The sequence below is a fragment of the Micromonospora sp. NPDC023737 genome, assembly GCF_040639715.1.
In the GTDB taxonomy this organism is placed as follows: Bacteria; Actinomycetota; Actinomycetes; order Mycobacteriales; family Micromonosporaceae; genus Micromonospora.
Genome location: NZ_JBFAAL010000001.1, coordinates 712,026 through 732,926 on the forward strand (window position 1 = coordinate 712,026; position 20,901 = coordinate 732,926).

Sequence of the window (20,901 nt, forward strand, 5' to 3'; positions counted from 1 at the left end):
AGGGGGGGTGGGGGGTGGGGGTGGGGGCTAGGGTGCGGGGGCATGAGGAGTGAGCTTCCCGGGCGGGCCGACGTGGTGATCGTCGGCGCCGGGCACAACGGTCTCGTGTCCGCCGTACTGCTGGCCCGCGCCGGGCTGGACGTGCTGGTCCTGGAGGCGTCGGACGTCATCGGCGGCGCCGCCCGGACGGAGAACCCGTTCCCGAAGGTGCCCGGACTGCGCCACTCGACCGGCTCGTACCTGCTCGGGCTGATGCCGCCGGAACTGCTCGCCACGCTCGACGTGCACATCCCCGTGCTGCGTCGCGACCCGCACTACTTCCTGCCCACGCCGGGCGGCCTCGGCTCGCCGTACCTGCTCTTCGGCAGCGACACCGCGGCCACCCGCGCGCAGCTCACCGAACACTTCTCCGCGGCCGACGTGGCCGCCGACGACACCCTTCAGGCGGAACTCGCCGCGCTCCGGGAGGACCTGGCGCCGGCGTGGCTCGCCGAGCCGCTGCCGGTCGAGGAGACCGCCGAGCGTTACGTCCGTCCCGCCCTGCGGCAGGTCTTCGTCGACCTCGTCCGCGGTTCGGTCGCCGACTACCTCGCCCGCTTCGACTTCCGCTCCGAGCTGCTGGTCAGCATGTACGCGGTCACCGACGGCCTCTCCGGGTTGAACGCCGGCCCGGACGATCCCGGGACCGGGCACAACTTCCTGGTGCACAACATGTGCAGGCTTCCCGGGTCCGGCGGCACCTGGATGATCGCCGAGGGCGGCATGGGCACCGTCTCGCGTACCTTCGCCGACGCGGCCCGGGCCGCCGGAGCGCGGATCCTGACCGACGCGCCGGTCCACGCGATCACACTCGACGGCGGCGCGGCCAGCGGAGTCGTCCTCGCCGACGGCCGGGAGGTGGCGGCCCGGGTGGTGCTCGGCGCCTGCGACCCGTACCGGCTGATGAACCTGCTCCCCGACGGCGCGCTCCCAGCGTCGCTCGACGAGCGGATGGCGGCCGTCCGTCGCACCGGAAGCACCCTCAAGCTGAACCTGGCGTTGACCGGGCTGCCACGCTTCTCCTGCCTGCCGGCGGACGCGCCCAGCCCGTTCGGCTCGACGATCCACCTGCTGCCCGGTTCGGCCTCACTGGTCGGCGGGGGCGGCGAGCCGCCGATGGCGGCGCTGCGCGCCATGTGGGACGACGTACGGGCGGGGCGGCTACCGGCAGAGCCGACCATCGAGTGGTACCTGCACACGACCGTCGACCCGTCGCTCTCCGACGCCGGGGGGCACCACTCGTCGGCGCTCTTCGTCCAGTCGGTGCCGTACGACCTGGCAGGCACCACGTGGGAGGCGGCGCTGCCCGGCTACGTCGACCGCCTGGTGGAGATCTGCGAGCGGTACGCGCCCGGCACCGGCGACCTGATCGCGGACGCCGTGCCGCTGCCCCCGCCCGGCATCGAGAAGCACTTCGGCATCACCGGTGGTCACATCCACCACGTGGACAACACTGTCTCGTTCACCGACCGGATGCCCTACGCGACAGGTGTCGACGGCGTGTACGCGGGCAGCGCCGGCTGCCACCCGGCCGGCAGCGTGATCGGCGCGGCCGGCCACAACGCCGCCCGCCGCATCCTCCAAGACCTAACCCCCTAACCCCCGGCCCACCCCCCACCCCCACCTCCCATCCCCACCCGCCCACACCTGCGTGATCATGAAGTTATTGCGCGCCGTCGCGGCGTGTCGCGACAACAACTTCATGATCAACGCGAGAGTCCCCCCAACGCGGGAGTCCCCCCGACGCGGGAGTCCCCCCGACGCGGGAGTCCTCCGACGCAGGTGCCCCTCGACGCGCGGGAGTTTCCTGAGGGGTGGGGGCGGGCGGGGTGGTCAGCGGGCGTAGGAGGGTAGGTCGCCGGGACCGCGGATCAGGTAGACGCCGACCAGCAACAGATAGAGGCTCAGGCTGAGGATCGGGTTGACGAAGACGAAGGCGAACGCGATCAGGTAGAGCAGCGGCCCGAGCAGGAATCGACGGGCAACCGCCTGGGCGAGCCGCGGATCGAGGTCGGCGTGCAGCAGGCCGCGGCGGCGGGCCCACCACCAGCTCAGGTTGAAGAAGAGGGCCTCGCCGAGCACCGCGCTGACGTAGAGCCCGGCGCTGAGCCGCTGGTCGGCGACGCTACCGCGCAGGTGGTCCGCGAGCAGGTCCGCAGCGAACGGGATGGCCGCCACGAAGAGCAGCAGGGCCAGGTTGAACACGAGCAACACCTGGTCCACCCGGACGACGTACCGCCACATGCTGTGGTGGGTGAGCCAGACCTGACCGACGATCGCGAACGTGATCACGTACGCGAGGTAGGCCGGCCACTCGTGCCGGAGCGCCCCGACCAGGCCCGACTCGTCGGTACGGGCCGGGCCGAGTTGGAGCAGGTCGACCGCCATCAGCGTCAACACGATCGCGATGACCGCGTCGCTGAACGCCTCCACCCGGGACGCGTCCCGGGCCATCTCACGGTCCCGTCCGTACCGGTACCGTGACTCGTCGTCCCCCTCGGTCACGCCCCGCTCCCGCCGATCATGGAGGTCGTGGCGGCCGCTGCGAGCGGCCCACCACACGTCAATGTTCGGCCCGGACGGGGCGCGACGGGACCGGAATCAGCTAGCGGCTTCGGGGGTCGGGGCAGCGTCGGCGCGGTGTGCACGGATCTTGTGGCCGACGCTGGTCAGGCAACGGCCGCTGGCCAGGTCGAACCGCCAGCCGTGCAGCTGGCAGGTGAGCTGGTCCCCCTCGACAATGCCGAACCGGCTCAGGTCGGCCTTCAGGTGCGGGCAGCGCCGCTGCACGACCCAGTCGCCGAGGGTGATGTCCTCCGCGTCGACGGCCCGCTCATGCTCGTCGTACCAGCCCTCGGCGTACTGGAGCCGCTCCTCGGAAAGGCACTTGAAGAAGGCGTAGACGAATTCGTTGTACTGCCCGATCCGCGCGGCCGAGAAGCGGCACGACAGGAAGAGCGAGTTGACCCAGTCCACCTCGCCGCTGTGCAGCAGCTGCTCGATCAGCGCCCGCTCGGTGCGGAACCGGTAGCGGACCTTCTCGTCCGCGTACGGCCGGACCTCCTTGCCCGGGAAGTCCACCACGATCGACTCGACGCTCTCGCCGTCGTAGCCGACCAGGTCGAAGCGGACCGGACCGCCGACCCCCTTCGCCAGGTAGATCGACTCGTCCAGCAACGGCTCGATCCGGCGCTTCATCTCGCCGAGCACGTCGACCTCGGGGTGCCGCCAGGACGCCTTCTCCGCCTCGATGATCGGGCGCTTGCGCTCCCGCATCTCCTCCAGGTGGGCGACCTTGTTCGCGAAGAACTCCTCGACCGGAACCGGATGGGTCGTGGTCGCGCCCTCGGTGGTGACCTCGGCGACGCTGCCCGGCAGCAACACGATGCCGTTGGTGCCGCCGACCTTCGCGTACTCGCTCAGGAACACCGACTGGTCGGGGAAGATGTTCCCCTCGTCGCCGAAGATGTCGTTGAACTGCCACAGCTCGTCGTCGAGGAAGCACGGCGGGCCGGCGATCGGGAAGACGTGGTCGGCCTTCAGGTCGTCGATGTAACGCCAGGTGCGGTCGAACTGCCGGTCCCGCTTCTGCTTGCCGAACGCGGTCTTGGCCGCCTGGGGCAGCTCGTAGACCATCGGGTACCAGATCGCGCCGGAGAACTGGAGCAGGTGCGCGTGCACGTGACCCAGCTCCGCGAAGACGCTCAGGTCGGTGGGGCGGGCGTCGTTCTGGTTGAGCAGCCGCACCCCGTCGTACTCGACCCAGAGGGAGGAGTCACCGATCGGCCCGTCGGTCGGGCTGGTCAACGCCTGGATCATGATTTTCAGGCCGCCGGGCAACTCGACGATCTGCTCGTTCGGCGCCTTGATGAACTTGGTGAAGCCCAGCGCCCGGAACTCGTCCTCCATCTCCGAGGTGGGGAACTCGGGGAGCAGCACGGTCGCGTCCTTCGAGACGAAGTCACGCAGGTGCTTCGCGTCGAAGTGGTCCCGGTGCAGGTGGGAGACGTACAGGTAGTCGACCTGGCCGAGGGTCTCCCAGTCGAGCTGCGAGTTGTCGGGGAACGGGAACCAGGAGGCGAAGTAGGCCGGATTGACCCACGGGTCGCACAGGATGCTGCCCGCGGCCGTGTCGATCCGCATGCTGGCGTGCCCGGTACCGGTCACTCGCACCGCAGTTTCCCCCTCAAGAGACGTATCAAGGTGTACGCCAAACGCTACCGGAGTGACTGCGGCCCCCGGTCCGCGACGCCGGTAGTGCCGTACCGCCTGCCGGCTGGACGCTCCGGATCACTCTCGGCCGGCCGCCGGTCGTCGGCTTTCCCCGCCTCGTACGCGGCCCTGGGCGCCGTCCGGTCGCACTCGCGGGTCACGCGTGCCCTCGTTCAGGTCGGACCCTGCGCCGCCGCCGGTACGGGGCGTGCCAGACTAACCGGAGATCCGATCGCGAGGGAAGGACCGACAGTGGCAGGAAGCGAGCCGGTAACCGCGCCAGATCAGCACAAGCCCGGACACCGGAAGTCCGCACGGATCGGGGCGGTGCTGTCGGCGGCGGTGTTGGTGATCATGGCGTTCTGCGGTAACCACGAGGGCAGGGTCGAGGAGATCTGGCTGGTCGGCCTGGCCGCACTGCTTCTGGTCATCGTCATCGGCGACGCCGTGTTGCGTCGTGCCGGCCTCCGGTCCTGACCCGGCGCCGGCGGCGGGTCCACCCGGTGTGACCATGCGCGAGGGCCCGCCCTACCCGATCGGGTAGGGCGGGCCCTCGTCGTGCGCGGCGTGGCCGTCCGGGCCACATCTGCTCGGGCGTCAGCGGCCGAAGAGGATGTCCTGCACGTCCTTGAGCGCGGCGTCGACCTCCGCCTCGAAGTAGCCGCCGGGCACGAGGCCGAAACGCAGCGTGTCCAGGTCCTTCGGGTTCACCGGCATCGGATTGCGGCCGGCCATTCCGCCGAGCAGGCTCTCGAAGAACCGGTCGACCTGGTCCGGGTCGTATCCGCTGCCGAAGCGGCGCACCTGGAAGCTGCGCCGGATCTGGTCGACGCGGTACAGGTCGCTCCCGGGCGGACCGGCCATCGGCGGACCACCCATCGGGGGGCCGCCGACCGGGGGGCCGGCCATGGGAGGCGGACCGGCCACGGCCGGCGGGCCGCCCATCGGTGCCCCACCGAAGCCCTGCGGGGGCATCGGCGGCGGGCCGGCCGGGCCGCGACGCATATCACGGGGGTCCCGGTCGGGCATCATCTCGCGCGGGTCCCGGTCCGGCATCATCTCGCGCGGGTCCCGCTCGGGCATCATCTCGCGCGGGTCCCGCTCGGGCATCCGGATCTCGGCGGTCATGTCGGGGCGGGCGCGTCGGCCGGCCTCGAAGCCGTCGAACCGTGGCTCCTCCGGGCCGTACCCGCTCGGAGCCGAGGGCAGGCCGCGCTGCGGAAGGGGCGCCCCGCCCGGACCGCCAGGGCCCATCGGCATGCCGGGACCGGCCGGTGGGCGCGGGCCGTCGTAGCCGCCGCGCGGGGCGTCGTACCCGCCGGAGAAGGCTCCGGTCGGCTCGTCGTAGCGGCCGTAGCGATCGGTCGGCGGGCCGGCCTGCGCGGGCATCGGCCGAGGCGGCAGTGGCGGCTGCGGGACCGGGGGCATACCCCGCTCGTCGCGCATCGGCGGACCCATCCGATCCGGGGGTCCCATCCGATCCGGCGGACCCATCCGATCCGGCGGACCCATCCGATCCGGCGGACCCATCCGATCCGGCGGTCCCATCCGGTCCGGCGGTCCCATCCGATCGGGGGGACCGAGCCGGTCCGGGGGTCCCATCCGGTCCGGGGGTCCCATCCGATCCGGCGGACCCATCCGGTCCGGGGGTCCCATCCGGTCCGGCGGACCGAGCCGATCCGGCTGACCGAGCCGGTCGCCCATGCCGGAGTCCCCGACGCGCGCCGGTACGCCGCCGCGCTCCTCCAACTCGGCCAGCTGGCGCTCGACCCGATCGAGGTGCAGGTCGACCTGCCACTCGTCGTAGCCGTTGAAGCGGACCCGGAAGACGACGTCGTGGACCTCCTGGGAGGCCACGGGCGCGCCCACCGGCTGGCCGGCGAGCGTCGCCTCCACCCGGTCGAGAAAGGCGTCCACCTCGTCGACCTTGTATCCCCGGCGGACCGCCTTACGCCGGAAACGCTGACCCTGACTCGCCACTATGTCTCCTGGTTTCCTTCGCCCCGCCTGGTCACGCCGATGCCGCTGCGGCGCGGTCGATGTCGCTGTCCTCCGCGGCGGCGAGCTGCCCACACGCGCCGTCGATCTCGCGCCCTCGGGTGTCCCGCACCGTGGTGGACACCCCGGCGGCGCGCAAGCGCCGAACGAACTCACGCTCGACCGGCTTCGGGCTCGCGTCCCAGCGGCTGCCCGGCGTCGGGTTGAGCGGAATGAGATTCACATGGGCCAACTTGCCGGCCAGCAGCCGCCCGAGCAGGTCGGCACGCCACGGCTGGTCGTTCACGTCCTTGATCATTGCGTACTCGATCGACACGCGGCGTCCCGTCCGGGCGGCGTAGTCCCACGCTGCGTCCAGCACCTCGGCTACCTTCCAGCGCTGGTTGACCGGCACCAGTTCATCGCGCAGATCATCATCGGGGGCGTGCAACGACAGCGCAAGGGTCACAGAGAGGTCTTCGCTGGCCAGTCGGCGGATGGCCGGCACCAGGCCGACGGTGGAGACGGTGATGTGCCGCTGGGACAGGCCGAGCCCTTCCGGGGCCGGGGCAACCAGCCGGCGGATCGCCGCGACCACCCGGGAGTAGTTGGCCAGCGGCTCGCCCATGCCCATGAAGACCACGTGCGAGAGGCGGGCCGGGGACCCGGCCACGGCCCCGGAGGCGGCCACGCCGGCGAGGTAGACGGCCTGGTCGACGATCTCCGCCGTAGAGAGGTTACGAGTCAGCCCCGCCTGGCCGGTGGCACAGAACGGGCAGGCCATGCCGCAGCCGGCCTGGCTGGAGATGCAGACGGTCACCCGGTCCTGGTAGCCCATCAGCACGCTCTCCACGAGCGAGCCGTCGTGCAGCCGCCACAACGCCTTACGGGTTGCGCCGTCGTCGCAGGTCAGCTCCCGAACCGAGGTGAGCAGCCGGGGCATCAGCCGGTCGGCCAGCCGTTCCCGGGTGGCGGCGGGCAGGTCGGTCATCAGCTGCGGGTCACGGACCAGCCGGCCGAAGTAGTGGTTGGAGATCTGCTTCGCGCGGAACGCCGGCTCGCCCAGCTCGGCGACGAGCGCCTGGCGGCCCGCCAGGTCGAGGTCGGCGAGATGCTGCTGGGGCATGGCGGCGCGACGCGCGGGCTTGTCGGGCGCGGCGGGGATCAGGGGCAGGCTCGTCATGGCGGGTCCAGTCTGTCACGCCGAACGGCGTACGCACCTGTCCGGAGGTGCCGAACCGACCCCGACCCTCTGGTCAGGGCACCGACGGCGCGGAGACACACCCCGCCGCCGTCCCGGCGACGCACCCCGCCGGCGCCGCGCGAACTCACCCCGTCACCGGCACCAGGACGGCCAGCAGCAGATACGCGACCGGCACCGCGAAGAGGATCGAGTCGAGCCGGTCCATCAGCCCGCCGTGCCCGGGCAGGAGGTTGCTCATGTCCTTCACTCCGAGGTCCCGCTTGATCATCGACTCGGCGAGATCGCCGAGGACCGCGGCGCAGGAGATGGCGACACCGAAGAGCGCGCCCCACCACGGCGCCACGTCGAACACCTGCCAGATGAGCAGCGCGCTGCCGAGCGCCGCGGCCGTCAGCGACCCCCCGAAGCCCTCCCAGGACTTCTTCGGGCTCACGGAGGGGGCCATCGGATGCTTACCGAGGAAGACGCCCGCGGCGTACCCGCCGGTGTCGGAGAGCACCACCGCGATCAGGGTGGCCAGGATCCGCCACGGACCGTCGTCGGGCGCCGCCGCCAGCAACGCCGCGAACCCGCCGAGGAACGGCACGTAGACCGCGACCAGGGTGGCCGCGGTCAGATCACGCTGGTAGCCACCGGGCCCGTCCCCCAGCCGCCAGATCATCGTGCCGAGCACGGTGACCAGCAATCCCAGGCTGAGCGCGTCCGGGCCGGCAAACCAGGCCAGCCCCACGCTGAGCGCTCCACCGGCGATCAGCGGCACCAGCGGCGGGTTCGCGCCGCTACGCCGTACCGCCCGGGCCAGTTCCCAGACACCCACGGACACGGCGGCGACGATCACCGCCAGGAACGAGGGCGGGTAGAGGAAGAGCGTCAGCAGGATGACGGCGCCGAGCCCGAGGCCGACGCCGATGGCGGCGGGCAGGTTGCGTCCGGCCCGGCCGGACGTCTGCTGGGTGGCGGGACGATCCGCGCTGGCCCGTCGCTTGCCCGGCCCTCGCCGGCCTCGGGGCGGTTCCGGCTCGGGATCCGGGTCGGCGGCGATCTCCGCCCGGACCGGCTCGAGCTGCGCCGTCGGAAAGCCGGCGTCGTCGTCGTACCGGACGGCGCCGGCCGTCGGCGCGACGTCGTACCGTCCGGCCGGCTCGTCGGGATACCCGCGATCGTCGGGACGGCGGGAGACGTCGTACCGCTCCCGGTACGCGTCGCGGCCACGGCCGTCGTACCGGTCCGGGTGAGGACCGTCGTCGTACCGGTCCGGATGAGGACCGTCGTCGTACCGGTCCGGGTGAGGATCGTCGTCGTACCGCTCGCGGTAGGGGTCGGGTCGGTACGGATCGCCATCGGCGTACGGGTCGGGCCGACGGCCCTGGTACGGGTCCCGCTCGCCGTTGCGCGGCGGTGCACCCCGGTCGGAGCGCGAGGGGCCCGGGTGCCGCCCGTCGTCGTACGGGTCCGGCGGATACGGCCTGCCACGGTCGTCGTACGGGTCGGCGTGCGGCCGGGAGCGGGTCCGTGGCTCGGCGTGCAGCTCCGGACCGGGGCCGGGATTTCGCGCCCACTGCCCCGGATCGATCTCTGGATCCGGCCACGGCAGGGCCACCGGCCGTTCCGGCCGGTCCCAGCCTCGGGGCTCAGCGCCGCCGTAGGGGTCGAGGTGGGACATCACGCACCGCGACGCGGCACGAGGACCACCACATGACGCAAGACCACAAGCATCCCCTACACACGTACGACTGTTCCTTCGGATTGACCGACCCGACGGGCGGTCGATCCCCGACGTTCACCGTCAGGTGGCCGGGAATCGTGCCGAGCCTACTGCACCGGCCGCCCGGGCACGGCGGACGAGGCTCGGGCCGAGAAGGTGCCGCCGCTGGGCTGCCCGCCGCCGCGCAAGGGCGAGACGGACCTGCCGGCCCATCGGTGAGCCGCCACCGCAGCCGCCAATCCGACTCCTGGCATGCGTGATCAGGTACTGACGCCGCACATCGCCTCGTGGTCCGCTGGCGCTGCGCCGGCTCCTGCCGGCGCGTCCACACGGGGAAGGGAGCGCACGTGTACAAGGCCGGTCTGGCGGTGCTGACAGCGGCCGCCACCGTTCTGGCAGCCGGTTCGCCCGCTACCGCGGGCACACCACGGCCCAGGATCACCATCGAGCACCGCGCCAGCGAGCTGTACCTGTTCCAGCCGCCTTTCCAGGAGGAGATGTACCCGGCGACCGTCGTCACCGGCACCGCCCGGAGCTGCCCCACCGGCAACTACCTCCTGTCGGCTTCGCTGGTGCAGGACGGCCTGCCGACGCTCTGGGCCACCTCGGGGCGTGGTGCCGGCGAGGTTCGGTGCGACGGTGGCACGGCGACACTCGCGATGGGGTTCACCCGGCTCGATCCGGTGCTGCGCTCCGGTCGGGCCACCGTCCGGTTCGCCCTGCGCGACGCGTACACCAGCGAGCAGTTGACCGAGACCACCAGGACCGTCCGGATCCCCCGCTGACGTACGCGACGAGGCCCGTTCCCGATGTGGGAACGGGCCTCGGATCACCTGCGGTGCCCGACGGGCGGCGCGATCACACCTCGAGCAGCTCGGTTTCCTTGTGCTTGACCAGTTCGTCGACGGTCGCCACGAAGCGCTGGGTGAGGTCGTCCAGCTCCTTCTCGGCGCGCCGGCCCTCGTCCTCGCCGGCCTCCCCGTCCTTGACGATCCGGTCCAGCTCCTCCTTGCCGCGGCGGCGCACGTTGCGGATCGCCACCTTGGCTTCCTCACCCTTGTGCCGGGCCACCTTGATCATGTCGCGGCGGCGCTCCTCGGTCATCTGCGGGAGCACGATGCGCAGCTGGTTGCCCTCGTTGTTCGGGTTCACCCCGAGGTCGGAGTCGCGGATCGCCTTCTCCATGGCGTTGATCTGCGAGTTGTCGTACGGCTTGATGATGGCCATGCGCGGCTCGGGGATCGCGACGGACGCCATCTGGGTGAGCGGCGTGGGCGTGCCGTAGTAGTCGATGATCACCTTGGAGAACATGGCCGGATTGGCCCGACCGGTCCGGATCGCGCCGAACTCCTCCTTCGCGTGCTCGATCGCACGCTCCATCTTCTCCTCGGCCTCGAGGAGGGTGTCGTCGATCACCGGTCTCCTCGCCTCCTTCTGTTGCTCGTGGTGGGCTCTGCTGTGTGTCGGAGGACCGCTGCCGTCGCCTGGGGCGACCGCTCAGGCGGTGATCAAGGTGCCGATCTTGTCGCCACCGACGGCGCGCACGATGGTGTCCTCCCCCTGCGCGCCGAATACCAGCATCGGCAGGCCGTTCTCCATGCAGAGGCTGAACGCCGCCGCGTCCGCCACGCGAAGGTTGCGGCGCAGCACCTCGGAGAAGGTGATCGAGTCGAACTTGCTGGCGGTGGAGTCGATCCGCGGGTCGGCGGTGTAGACGCCGTCGACGCCGTTCTTGCTCATCAGGACCACGTCGGCGTGGATCTCCAGCGCGCGCTGCGCGGCGACCGTGTCGGTGGAGAAGTACGGCATGCCGGCGCCGGCGCCGAAGATGACCACCCGCCCCTTCTCCAGGTGCCGGATGGCGCGCAGCGGGATGTACGGCTCGGCGACCTGGGCCATGGTGATGGCGCTCTGCACCCGGGTCTCGATCCCCTCCTTCTCCAGGAAGTCCTGGAGGGCGAGGCAGTTCATCACGGTGCCGAGCATGCCCATGTAGTCGGCGCGCGCCCGGTCCATGCCGCGCTTCTGCAGCTCGGCGCCGCGGAAGAAGTTGCCGCCACCGACCACCACTGAGACCTGTACGCCTCGACGGACCACCGTGGCGATCTGCCGTGCGATGGCCTGGACGACGTCCGGGTCGACACCGATCGCGCCACCGCCGAAGACCTCGCCGGAAAGCTTGAGCACCACCCGACGAGCCCGGCCAGGCGGCGGGGCGGTGGGGTCTTCCACCGCCAGCGTCCGGTCATTCACAACCTGCGTCATCCGACCCGCCCTCTCCCACACCGGCGCGTCGTGCGCCGCGTACCGCGAAACTGCCGTTGCCGACCCTATGGGACGAGGAGGCCGCGGTGCCTGTCACGTACACCGGCGACCTCCTCGTCGACGTTCCCTACCCACGGGCGCCGAGGCGCCCGGTGGCGGCTCAGGCCTGGCCGACCTCGAACCGCACGAAGCGGGTGACCTCGATGCCGGCCTCGGCCAGCACCTGCTTCACCGACTTCTTGTTGTCGGTGACCGACGACTGCTCCAGCAGGACGAAGTCCTTGAAGAAGGAGTTCACCCGGCCCTCCACGATCTTCGGCAGGGCCGCCTCGGGCTTGTTCTCCTCGCGGGCGGTCTGCTCGGCGATACGCCGCTCGGACTCCACGACGTCGGCCGGCACCTCGTCACGGGTCAGGTACTGCGGCCGCATCGCGGCGATCTGCATGGCCACGCCACGCGCGTCGGCGTCGCCGGCCTCGTCGGTCTTGCCGGCGTACTGCACCAGGACACCGACCGCCGGGGGCAGGTCCTGGGCCTTGCGGTGCAGGTAGACGGCGGTGGTGCCGTCGAGCTTGGCGAACCGGTTGAGGACCAGCTTCTCGCCGATCTTGGCCGACTGCTCCTGGATCAGTTCGGCGACGGTCTTACCGTCCAGCTCGCTGGCGAGCAGCTCCTCGGCGTTGCTGACACCGGCCCGGACACCGTGCTCGACCAGCTGCTGGGCCAGCGTGATGAACGATTCGGTCTTGGCCACGAAGTCGGTCTCGCAGTTGAGCTCGAGCAGCGCCTGGCCGGAGTGCGCGATCAGACCGTTGGCGGCCGTGCGACCGGCCCGCTTGCCGACGTCCTTGGCGCCCTTGACGCGCAGGATCTCGACGGCCTTGTCGAAGTCGCCCTCGGCCTCGGTCAGCGCCTTCTTGCTGTCCATCATGCCGGCGCCGGTGAGGTCGCGGAGCTTCTTGACGTCCGCGGCGGTGAATTGGGACATGGCTCTCTCTTCGATGTTGAGACGACGTGTGGATGGTCGGAGGGGCCGATTACCCGGATCCGGGCCGAATGTGCCCGCCCGGGCCGCCGCCGCCCGCCGTCGGCACGGAACCGACGGCGAGGCAGCGACGTACGGTCACTCGGCGGCGGTGGCCGCCGCCGGCTGCTCCTGCTCGTCGGCCTTCTTCGGCTCCTCGAGCAGCTCGCGCTCCCACTCGGCCAGCGGCTCGTCGGAGGCGACACCCGGCTCGGGCTTCTCGTCGGTGCCCCGGCGACGGCCGGAACGGGCGATCAGACCGTCCGCGACGGCAGCGGCGACGACCTTGGTCAGCAGCTCGGCCGAGCGGATCGCGTCGTCGTTGCCCGGGATCGGGAAGTCGACCTCGTCCGGGTCGCAGTTGGTGTCGAGCACCGCGATCACCGGGATGCCCAGCTTGCGGGCCTCGTCGACGGCGATGTGCTCCTTCTTGGTGTCGACCACCCAGATCGCGGCCGGGAGCTTCTGCATGTCCCGCAGACCACCCAGGGTGCGGGTCAGCTTGTCCTTCTCGCGGGAGAGCTGCAGGGTCTCCTTCTTGGTGTAACCGGCGGCGGTGCCGCTCAGGTCACCGAGAGCCTCCAGCTCCTTCATCCGCTGCAGCCGCTTGTACACGGTCTGGAAGTTGGTCAGCATGCCACCGAGCCAGCGGTGGTTCACGTACGGCTGGCCGACCCGGGTCGCCTGCTCGGAGATCGCCTCCTGGGCCTGCTTCTTGGTGCCGACGAAGAGGATGCTGCCGCCCTCGGCGACGGTGCCGCGCACGAATTCGTACGCCTTCTCGATGTAGTCGAGGGTCTGGCGCAGGTCGATGATGTAGATGCCGTTGCGCTCGGTGAAGATGAAGCGCTTCATCTTCGGGTTCCAGCGCCGGGTCTGGTGCCCGAAGTGGACACCGCTCTCGAGCAGCTGACGCATGGTCACGACGGCCATGTGGGTACTCCTTGTGTTCCCTGGTTGTCCCGCCCGGCCGGCGGCCGGGCGTCCTGGCACCCGGTCGGCGGCCATGGTGGGCCCGACCAAGATCGGGACCAGGGAGGCCGTCGCCCCACGACGGACCGTGGAGAGGGCACGCGAGGTCGACCGCGCGAGGCGGTCGCCAGTCGACCAGTGTACGCCCCCTGCCCGCTCCACAGCCCGCGGGTGCGCGGCGGGGCCGCGCGGAGTTCCGGTGCGCGTGGGGCGGATCAGCCGGCCGCGAGCGCGGCCGCGACGAAGAGCACCAGGGCCACGGTCAGGTAGGCCGTCGGCGGCCGCAGCCAGCCCCGACTCCCCTCGGCCAGAGACAATCCGCCGGTACGTAGCCCGTACAGCCCGATCGCGAAGATCGGCAGGCCGGCCACCAGGAAGGTCCCCGCCACCACGTTCCCGGCGGAGACCGGGTCTCCGGTCACCCCGTAAGCGAGCAACCGCAACGCGGGTGCCTCGAAGAGCACGACCATCAACGCGAAGAAGATGGCCAGAACCGGACGACGCGTCCGGTAGACCCCGTCGCCGGTCGGCCGCGCCACGTCCGGCATGCCACCCGACGGGTACGTCGGCGGATCGGTTCGCGACGCGACGGGCGGCATCACGCCGGTCGGCACGTTCAGCGGGTTCGGCGGCTCCGCCGCCCGGTTGGGATCCACGATCGGATAGCCCCCCAGCGGAGCGGGGTGCGCCGAATCGCCGGCCTCGGCCGGGCCGGTGCTCACATCCGCCCGCGCCACGTCCGAGCCCGCGTTCTCCCGAGCGGCTCGACGTCCGGTCAGCTCACCGGAGACCTCCACGCCGGCGGCCTCCCGGGCCGCCCGACGTCCGGTCAGCTCACCCGAGACCTCCGCGCCGGCGCCCTCCCGGGCGGCCCGGCGCCCGGTCAGCTCACCGGAGACGTCCATGTCGGTATCGGCCCGCCCGGCACGGTCCGCCCGCCTGCCGGCGGACTCCACCCGTTCGTCACCGGCCGCACCCACCGTGCCGAACGATGCCACCTCGGCCTCCGATCGCACGGCCTCGCCGAACCGACCCGGCTCGTCATGCGGGCGCGAGTTGACGGGGAACCGAGCCGACTGGTCGTCCGCACGCGAAGCCGCACCGAAACGTGCCGGGTCGTCGTCGCCCCGCGAACCCACCGGCAACCGCACCGGCTCGCCGGCGGCGCTGAACCGCTCCGGCTCGACAGCGCCCCGTCGCCGGGGTTCCCGCTCGGTGACGCCGAACCCTGGGTCCGTCGCCCCGAACCGGGCGGCGTCCGCGTCGACCCGACCACCATCGGCGTCCACCGCCGGGAAACGCAGGGAGTCGGATCCGGTCGGGCCGAACCGGCCGGTCTCCGGCTCGGCCGCCGCGAACCGGCCGGAATCGCTCTCCGCCGTGCTGCCGCGCCCCGGCCGGTCCGCCGCACCGAACCCGGCGGGCTCGGCGTCCGCACCGAAGCGGGCCGGCTCGCGGTACCCGCTGCCGTCGCCGTACCGGGGCTCCTCGGCGGCACCGCGCTGCTCCGGTACGCGGACCTCCTCGTCCCGGTGGCGCTCGTCCGGGCCGGGCCACTCCGGCTCGTAGCCGCGGTCGCGCTCGTCGGCGTACCAGCGCAATTCCTGATCGTCGGGGAAGCTCCGTCGTCCGTCCACGTCCGGCACGGTATGCGACCCGGTTCGACCGCCGTCAGCCCACCCCGGACCCGGCGACTCGCCGGCGTGCACTCCCGGCACGTGCCACTCGCCGACGGCACCGGCGACTCGACCGACGGTCGCCATAGCACGGGGACAGCTTGATCGTCCGGCTGTCCACAACGGCCCGGTCGTCCACAGCTTCGCCCGGGCAGGGTCGCCGAACCCGCTCCCGAGGCGGCATCGTCCCGGCCCATGACGACGCGGAACCAGGCGGTCGGTGCGTACGGCGAGCGGTGCGCCCTCCGGCACCTGATCGGAGCGGGACTACGCCCGGTCGCCCGAAACTGGCGCTGCCCGGCCGGGGAGATCGACATCATCGCCTGGGACGGCCCGGTGCTCGCCTTCTGCGAGGTGAAGACCCGGCGGGGCGGCGAGTTCGGCAGCCCCGCGGAGGCGGTCGTACCGGCCAAGGCGCGTCGGCTGCGTGGCCTCGCCGCCCGCTGGCTGACACAGACCGGCACGACGGCCGACGAGATCCGCTTCGACGTGCTCTCGGTACGGCTCGCCGACGCCGGCCCGGCCCACGTCGAGCACCTGAAGGGCGCGTTCTGAGATGGACGGTCGTGCCGTACGCGCGGGTGCTGCCCGGTGAGCTACGCGAAGGTGCTCTGCGTGGGGCTGGTCGGGATGGCCGGTCATCTCGTGGAGGTGGAGGCCGACCTGGCCGCCGGACTGCCGGCGGTGGTGATCTCCGGGCTACCGGACACCGCCCTGCACGAGGCCCGGGACCGGGTACGAGCAGCCGTGGTCAACTCGGGTCAGCGCTGGCCCAACCGGCGCATCACGTTGAACCTGCTACCGGCCACCCTGCCGAAGTTCGGCTCGGCGTTCGACCTGGCGATCGCGGCGGCTCTGCTCGGCGGGTCGGGCGAGCTTCCGCTGCTCCCCCTGGATCGGGTGGTGATCCTCGGCGAGCTGGGTCTGGACGGGACCGTCCGACCGGTGCGCGGGGTGCTGCCGATGGTCGCCGCCGCGGCCCGGGCCGGGATCGAGCGGGTGATCGTCCCGGTGGGGAACGCGGCCGAGGCCGCCGTCATCCCCGGCGTGCGGGTACGCGCCGTCGACACGCTGCACCGGCTGGTCTCCTTCGTACGCGACGGGTCCCCGTTGATCGAGCCGCCGGTCGCCGACCAACCGCCGGTGGGCGACGGGCCCGATCTCGCCGACGTGGCCGGGCAACAGCTGGGCAGACGAGCCCTCGAGGTCGCCGCCGCCGGTGGGCACCACCTGGCGCTGCTCGGGCCGCCCGGCGCCGGAAAGACCATGCTCGCCGAGCGCCTTCCGTCGATCCTGCCCGAGCTGGACGACGACGCCGCGTTGGAGGTCACCGCGCTGCACTCGATCGCCGGACTGCTCCCGCCCGGGGGTCGGCTGCTGCGCCGTCCACCGTTCCAGGCGCCACATCACACCGCGACCGTGCCGTCGCTGGTCGGCGGGGGCTCTGGGCTCGCCCGCCCGGGCGCGGTGTCGCTGGCCCATCGCGGGGTCCTGTTCCTCGACGAGGCACCCGAGTTCAGCAAGGGCGCCCTGGAGGCGCTGCGCCAGCCGCTGGAGCACGGCCGGGTCCAACTGGCGCGCAGCCGGGGCGGCACCGAGTACCCGGCACTGATGCAACTGGTACTGGCCGCCAACCCCTGCCCGTGCGCGAAGCCGGCGGGCGACGCGTACTGCGAGTGCAGCCCGCTCGCCCGCCGGCGATACCTCGGCCGGCTCTCCGGGCCGCTGCTGGACCGGATCGACGTGCAGGTGCAGCTGCCGGCGGTACGGGCCGCCGAGCTGATGGCCGGTGACGGAGACCGGGAGTCGTCGGCGGCGGTGGCACGCCGCGTGGTGACGGCCCGAGACGCGGCCGCCGAGCGGTGGGCCGGGCTCGGCCACCGACTCAACGGGCAGGTCCCCGGGCCAAACCTGCGGCGGCCACCGTGGCGGCTACCCGCGTCCGACACGGCGGAGTTGCGCGCCCGGCTCGACTCCGGCTCGCTCTCGGCGCGGGGCTTCGACCGGGTAATCCGGCTCGCCTGGACCATCGCGGACCTGGACGGGCGCTCTCGGCCGGTCCGGGACGACGTGCTCGAAGCCATTCAACTGCGGACGGGAGATGCGACATGAGCGTGCGAACAGTCGAGCTCGGTGCTGACCTGCCTCATACGGGCACGCCGCGCAGCGGAGTGCGCGCATGAGCGCGCGAACCATCGAGCCCGGTGCGGACCTGCCTCATGCCGGTACGCAACGAAGCGGAGTCCGGGCATGAGCGAACGGGAGGAACGGACGCTGGCCCGGATCGCGCTGACCTGGCTCACCGAGCCGGGCACCCAGTCGGTGTATCAACTGGTGGACGAGCTCGGCCCGCTGGCCGCGCTGGAGCTGCTTCTCGACGGTGGCGCGCCCGACCGGAAGCTGCGCGCCGCGGTGGCCGCCCGGCTCGCGGGGGGCGACCCGCGCGCCGTAGCGGCCGAGGCGGTGCGACGCACGGCGCGACTCGGCGCGCGCATCATCACGCCGGAGGACGAGGAGTGGCCGGCACGCCTGGTCGATCTGCACCGCCTGCACCTGGCCGAAGCTCAGCGCCGGGTGGACACGGAGACGGCGCCGCCGCTCTGCTTCTGGGTACGTGGCTCGTGGCCGCTGGCCGAGGCGCTTGAGCATTCGGTGGCGGTGGTGGGCGCCCGGGCCGCCACCGGCTACGGCCTGCACGTCGCCACCGAACTCGGCTACAGGTTGGCGGACCGGGACTGGACGGTGGTTTCCGGCGGCGCGTTCGGTATCGACGCCGCCGCGCACCGAGGCGCGCTCAACGCCGGCGGCCTCACCGTGGCGGTGCTCGCCTGCGGCGTGGACCGGCCGTACCCGATGGGCAACGCGGCGCTCTTCGAGCGGATCGCCGACACCGGACTGTTGGTGAGCGAGTGGGCACCCGGTTCCGATCCGCTGCGACCCCGGTTCCTCATCCGCAACCGGGTCATCGCCGCCGGGACGGTCGGGACGGTGGTCGTGGAGGCGTCGGCGCGCAGCGGCGCGACTCAGACCGCGCACCGGGCCCTCGCCATCGATCGGCCGACCATGGCGGTGCCGGGCCCCGTCACGTCGGCGATGTCCGTCGGCGCCCACGAGCTGCTGCGGGATCACCCGAAGGCGCGCCTGGTCACCGGCGTGGCGCACGTGCTGGAGGAGGTGGGTCGGATCGGCGTGGACCTGGCTCCTCCGGCGCGCGGGCCGGACCGCCCTTCCGACACCCTCGACGACGACGCCGGGTCGTTGCTGGAGGCGATGCCCCGCCGCGGCACGGTGGGGGTGGATCGGCTGGCGGCTCGGGCCGGACTGGACGTCCGGACGGCGATGCGGAAGCTGTCCCTGCTCGAGGAGCTCGCCATGGTGGTCCGCCGCGAGGACGGCTATGCGCTGGCTCGTCCGCCCCGGTCGACGGCCGGCCGCCCCGCAGGCCCGTAGGCTGTGCGCCATGCCAGCCGACGACCGGCCCGCGCCGAGCGGTGGTGCCCCGCGCCGATCTGGCGCGGCGGCGACGAGCCGATCTGGTGCGGCGGCGACGAGCCGCGCGGCACGAGGCACCCGCGCGGTCCATCAGGCGCTGCCGCCTCCGCTGCGCGACGCCGCCGACGAGTTCGCCGATCACCTGGCCCGGGTCCGTAACCGCTCCGCGCACACCGTGCGGGCGTACCTCACCGACGTGGTGTCGCTCCTGGACCACGCTGCGCGGATGGGTTGCGTCGACGTCGCGACCGTGGACCTGGCCGTGCTGCGCAGTTGGTTGGCGCGTCTTCGGACGACCGGCGCCGCCCGCACCTCGCTGGCACGGCGCGCCGCTTCGGCCCGGGTGTTCAGTGCCTGGGCGCACCGGTCCGGCCTGCTGCCGGCCGACGTGGGCGCCATGCTGGCCAGCCCGCGGGCGCACCGGGAGCTGCCCGGCGTGCTCCGCGTCGATCAGGCGGCCTTGCTGGTCGAAGCACCCGGGCGACTCAGCGGCGGTGACGGCGTCGATGATCCTCTGCTGTCGCGGGACCGGGCGCTGCTGGAGCTGCTCTACGGCACCGGCGTGCGAGTCAGTGAGGCGTGCGGGCTGGATCTCGCCGACATCGACCACGAGCGCCAGGTGATCCGGGTGCTCGGCAAGGGGGGCCGGGAGCGGGCCGTGCCGTACGGGGTGCCGGCCCAACGCGCGCTCGACGACTGGGTACGCCACGGCCGTCGTGCGCTGGCCGCACCGCACTCCCGGGACGCGCTGTTCCTCGGCGCACGCGGCGGTCGGCTCAACCCGACGACGGCCCGCCGGATCGTCAGCGGCTACGCGGAGGCGGCCGACCTTCCCCGGACCAGTCCGCACGGGCTGCGCCACTCGACGGCCACCCATCTGCTGGAGGGCGGCGCGGATCTGCGTGCGGTGCAGGAGCTGCTTGGTCACTCCTCGCTGGCCAGCACACAGATCTACACGCACGTCTCGGTGGAGCGACTGCGCTCCGCCTACCGCCAGGCCCATCCGCGCGCCTGACCGATCGCCGCCGTCGATGATCCACCCACCGTTACGATCACGGGGTGAGCGTCCCGCAGCCACCGGAGCCGATTCCGGGCGCCCGCCTGCTCTTCTCCCTGGATCCGGCGGTCAGTCACCTCAACCACGGCTCGTTCGGCGCGGTACCGATCAGCGTGCAGCGCGCCCAGCAGCGACTGCGCGACGAGATGGAAGCCAACCCGCTGCGTTTCTTCACCCAGGGTCTCGTTGATCGGGTGGCGCACACCCGCCGGCACCTGGCCTCCTTCATCGGCGCGGACCCCGACGGCACGGCGCTGGTCAGCAACGCCACCACCGGCGTCGCCGTGGTGCTCCAGTCGCTCGGGCTACGCCCCGACGACGAGATCCTGAGCACCGACCACGGCTACGGGGCTGTCGCGCTCTCCATCCAGCGGGAGTGCCGGCGTACCGGGGCGACGAGTCGGGTGCTGCCGGTTCCGCTGGCCGCGACCAACGAGGAGGTCGTCCAGGCCGTGCGGGACGCTCTGCGCCCCGGCCGGACGCGCCTGCTCGTCGTCGACCAGCTCACCTCGTCGACAGCCCGGCTCTTCCCGGCCGCCGCGATCGTCGCGGTCGCCCACGAGCACGGGGTGCCGGTGCTGGTGGACGCGGCGCACGTGCCCGGGATGCTGCCCACCACCGTGGCGAGCATCGGCGCCGACTTCTGGGTGGGCAACCTGCACAAGTGGGCATTCGCACCACGCGCCACCGCCGTGCTGGTCGTGGCGCCTCAGTGGCGGGACCGGATCGAGCCGCTGGTGGTCTCGTGGGAGCAGGAGGCCGGCTTCCCGGACCGGCTGGAGTGGCAGGCGACCCAGGACTACACCGCGTGGCTGGCCGCCCCGGTGGGCGTATTCACGCTGCGTAGTCTCGGCGTCGACCGGGTACGCGCTCACAACGCCCGGCTGGCGGCGTACGGCCAGCGGGTGGTCGGGGACGCGCTCGGGGTGGCACCGGACCTGCTGCCGGAGCCCGGCGGACCCGAGGTCGCCATGCGGCTCATCCCGCTGCCGCCCGCCCTGGCCACCACCATCGACGCGGCACGGGCGTTGCAGCAGCACATCGCCGAGCGGCTCGCCACCGAGGTGGCGGTGATGTCCTGGAACGGCCGGGGCTGGCTGCGCCTCTGCGGGCAGGTTTACAACAGGGCCGACGAGTACGAGCGTCTGGCTGTCCGGCTACCACCGCTGCTCGCCCAGCGCTGAGGGCGTCCACGCCGGCCGTGCCGGTGAGCGGTCGTGCCGGTCAGCGGTCGTGCCGGTCAGCGGTCGTGCCGGTCGGCGACCGCGCCGGTCGGGC

Annotated in this window: 18 protein-coding genes; 8 read left to right on the plus strand and 10 right to left on the minus strand. The window is 72.3% G+C overall.

The window, feature by feature from the left end; all coding sequences use genetic code 11:
* Window positions 1-42 precede the first annotated feature (42 nt).
* Window positions 43-1,638 (plus strand): NAD(P)/FAD-dependent oxidoreductase, encoded by a 1,596-nt coding sequence (locus AB0F98_RS03090; RefSeq protein ID WP_357727772.1) that lies wholly within the window; start codon window positions 43-45, stop codon window positions 1,636-1,638.
* A 234-nt stretch (window positions 1,639-1,872) separates the two neighbouring features.
* On the opposite strand, the gene AB0F98_RS03095 is transcribed toward AB0F98_RS03090, so the two are convergent.
* Both AB0F98_RS03095 and AB0F98_RS03100 read right to left on the minus strand, forming a co-directional pair.
* Window positions 1,873-2,493, minus strand: a complete 621-nt coding sequence (locus AB0F98_RS03095) for a TMEM175 family protein (protein ID WP_357729046.1) — start codon at window positions 2,491-2,493, stop codon at window positions 1,873-1,875.
* Between the two features lie 147 nt (window positions 2,494-2,640).
* Window positions 2,641-4,212: a Rieske 2Fe-2S domain-containing protein gene (locus AB0F98_RS03100; protein ID WP_357727775.1), complete on the minus strand. Its 1,572-nt coding sequence runs from the start codon at window positions 4,210-4,212 to the stop codon at window positions 2,641-2,643.
* A gap of 291 nt (window positions 4,213-4,503) precedes the next feature.
* Between AB0F98_RS03100 and AB0F98_RS03105 the strand changes: the two genes are divergently transcribed.
* Window positions 4,504-4,728 carry a DUF2631 domain-containing protein gene (locus AB0F98_RS03105; protein ID WP_357727778.1) on the plus strand — a complete coding sequence of 75 codons (225 nt, stop codon included), beginning with the start codon at window positions 4,504-4,506 and terminating at the stop codon, window positions 4,726-4,728.
* 120 nt (window positions 4,729-4,848) lie between these two features.
* On the opposite strand, the gene AB0F98_RS03110 is transcribed toward AB0F98_RS03105, so the two are convergent.
* From AB0F98_RS03110 to AB0F98_RS03120, 3 genes are all read right to left on the minus strand, one after another.
* The gene (locus AB0F98_RS03110) at window positions 4,849-6,231 is read right to left on the minus strand and encodes a DivIVA domain-containing protein (protein WP_357727781.1); all 1,383 of its coding nucleotides are present in this window, start codon (window positions 6,229-6,231) and stop codon (window positions 4,849-4,851) included.
* A gap of 31 nt (window positions 6,232-6,262) precedes the next feature.
* Complete coding sequence (rlmN, locus tag AB0F98_RS03115) at window positions 6,263-7,411, minus strand: 23S rRNA (adenine(2503)-C(2))-methyltransferase RlmN (protein ID WP_350786922.1); 1,149 nt, start codon at window positions 7,409-7,411, stop codon at window positions 6,263-6,265.
* A gap of 145 nt (window positions 7,412-7,556) precedes the next feature.
* Window positions 7,557-9,095 carry a phosphatidate cytidylyltransferase gene (locus AB0F98_RS03120; protein WP_357727785.1) on the minus strand — a complete coding sequence of 513 codons (1,539 nt, stop codon included), beginning with the start codon at window positions 9,093-9,095 and terminating at the stop codon, window positions 7,557-7,559.
* A gap of 389 nt (window positions 9,096-9,484) precedes the next feature.
* On the opposite strand from AB0F98_RS03120, the gene AB0F98_RS03125 reads away from it, so the two are divergent.
* The gene (locus AB0F98_RS03125; RefSeq protein WP_357727788.1) at window positions 9,485-9,922 is read left to right on the plus strand and encodes a hypothetical protein; all 438 of its coding nucleotides are present in this window, start codon (window positions 9,485-9,487) and stop codon (window positions 9,920-9,922) included.
* 73 nt (window positions 9,923-9,995) lie between these two features.
* On the opposite strand, the gene frr is transcribed toward AB0F98_RS03125, so the two are convergent.
* From frr to AB0F98_RS03150, 5 genes are all read right to left on the minus strand, one after another.
* The gene (gene frr / locus AB0F98_RS03130) at window positions 9,996-10,553 is read right to left on the minus strand and encodes a ribosome recycling factor (RefSeq protein ID WP_076470542.1); all 558 of its coding nucleotides are present in this window, start codon (window positions 10,551-10,553) and stop codon (window positions 9,996-9,998) included.
* Window positions 10,554-10,634: 81 nt separating this feature from the next.
* Window positions 10,635-11,402 (minus strand): UMP kinase, encoded by a 768-nt coding sequence (gene pyrH / locus AB0F98_RS03135; protein ID WP_076470541.1) that lies wholly within the window; start codon window positions 11,400-11,402, stop codon window positions 10,635-10,637.
* A 160-nt stretch (window positions 11,403-11,562) separates the two neighbouring features.
* Window positions 11,563-12,390 (minus strand): translation elongation factor Ts, encoded by an 828-nt coding sequence (tsf, locus tag AB0F98_RS03140; RefSeq protein WP_357727793.1) that lies wholly within the window; start codon window positions 12,388-12,390, stop codon window positions 11,563-11,565.
* A 135-nt stretch (window positions 12,391-12,525) separates the two neighbouring features.
* Window positions 12,526-13,359, minus strand: a complete 834-nt coding sequence (gene rpsB, locus AB0F98_RS03145; RefSeq protein WP_357727796.1) for a 30S ribosomal protein S2 — start codon at window positions 13,357-13,359, stop codon at window positions 12,526-12,528.
* Between the two features lie 254 nt (window positions 13,360-13,613).
* Window positions 13,614-15,035 carry a hypothetical protein gene (locus AB0F98_RS03150; protein ID WP_357727799.1) on the minus strand — a complete coding sequence of 474 codons (1,422 nt, stop codon included), beginning with the start codon at window positions 15,033-15,035 and terminating at the stop codon, window positions 13,614-13,616.
* 234 nt (window positions 15,036-15,269) lie between these two features.
* Between AB0F98_RS03150 and AB0F98_RS03155 the strand changes: the two genes are divergently transcribed.
* From AB0F98_RS03155 to AB0F98_RS03175, 5 genes are all read left to right on the plus strand, one after another.
* Window positions 15,270-15,629, plus strand: a complete 360-nt coding sequence (locus AB0F98_RS03155; protein WP_357727802.1) for a YraN family protein — start codon at window positions 15,270-15,272, stop codon at window positions 15,627-15,629.
* 36 nt (window positions 15,630-15,665) lie between these two features.
* Window positions 15,666-17,186: a YifB family Mg chelatase-like AAA ATPase gene (locus AB0F98_RS03160; RefSeq protein ID WP_357727805.1), complete on the plus strand. Its 1,521-nt coding sequence runs from the start codon at window positions 15,666-15,668 to the stop codon at window positions 17,184-17,186.
* Window positions 17,187-17,324: 138 nt separating this feature from the next.
* Window positions 17,325-18,524: a DNA-processing protein DprA gene (locus tag AB0F98_RS03165; protein WP_357727808.1), complete on the plus strand. Its 1,200-nt coding sequence runs from the start codon at window positions 17,325-17,327 to the stop codon at window positions 18,522-18,524.
* A 10-nt stretch (window positions 18,525-18,534) separates the two neighbouring features.
* Window positions 18,535-19,581: a tyrosine recombinase XerC gene (locus AB0F98_RS03170; RefSeq protein WP_357727811.1), complete on the plus strand. Its 1,047-nt coding sequence runs from the start codon at window positions 18,535-18,537 to the stop codon at window positions 19,579-19,581.
* Window positions 19,582-19,625: 44 nt separating this feature from the next.
* A complete protein-coding gene (locus tag AB0F98_RS03175; RefSeq protein WP_357727814.1) occupies window positions 19,626-20,807 on the plus strand; it encodes an aminotransferase class V-fold PLP-dependent enzyme in 1,182 nt (393 codons plus the stop codon).
* The last annotated feature ends 94 nt before the right edge of the window (window positions 20,808-20,901 follow it).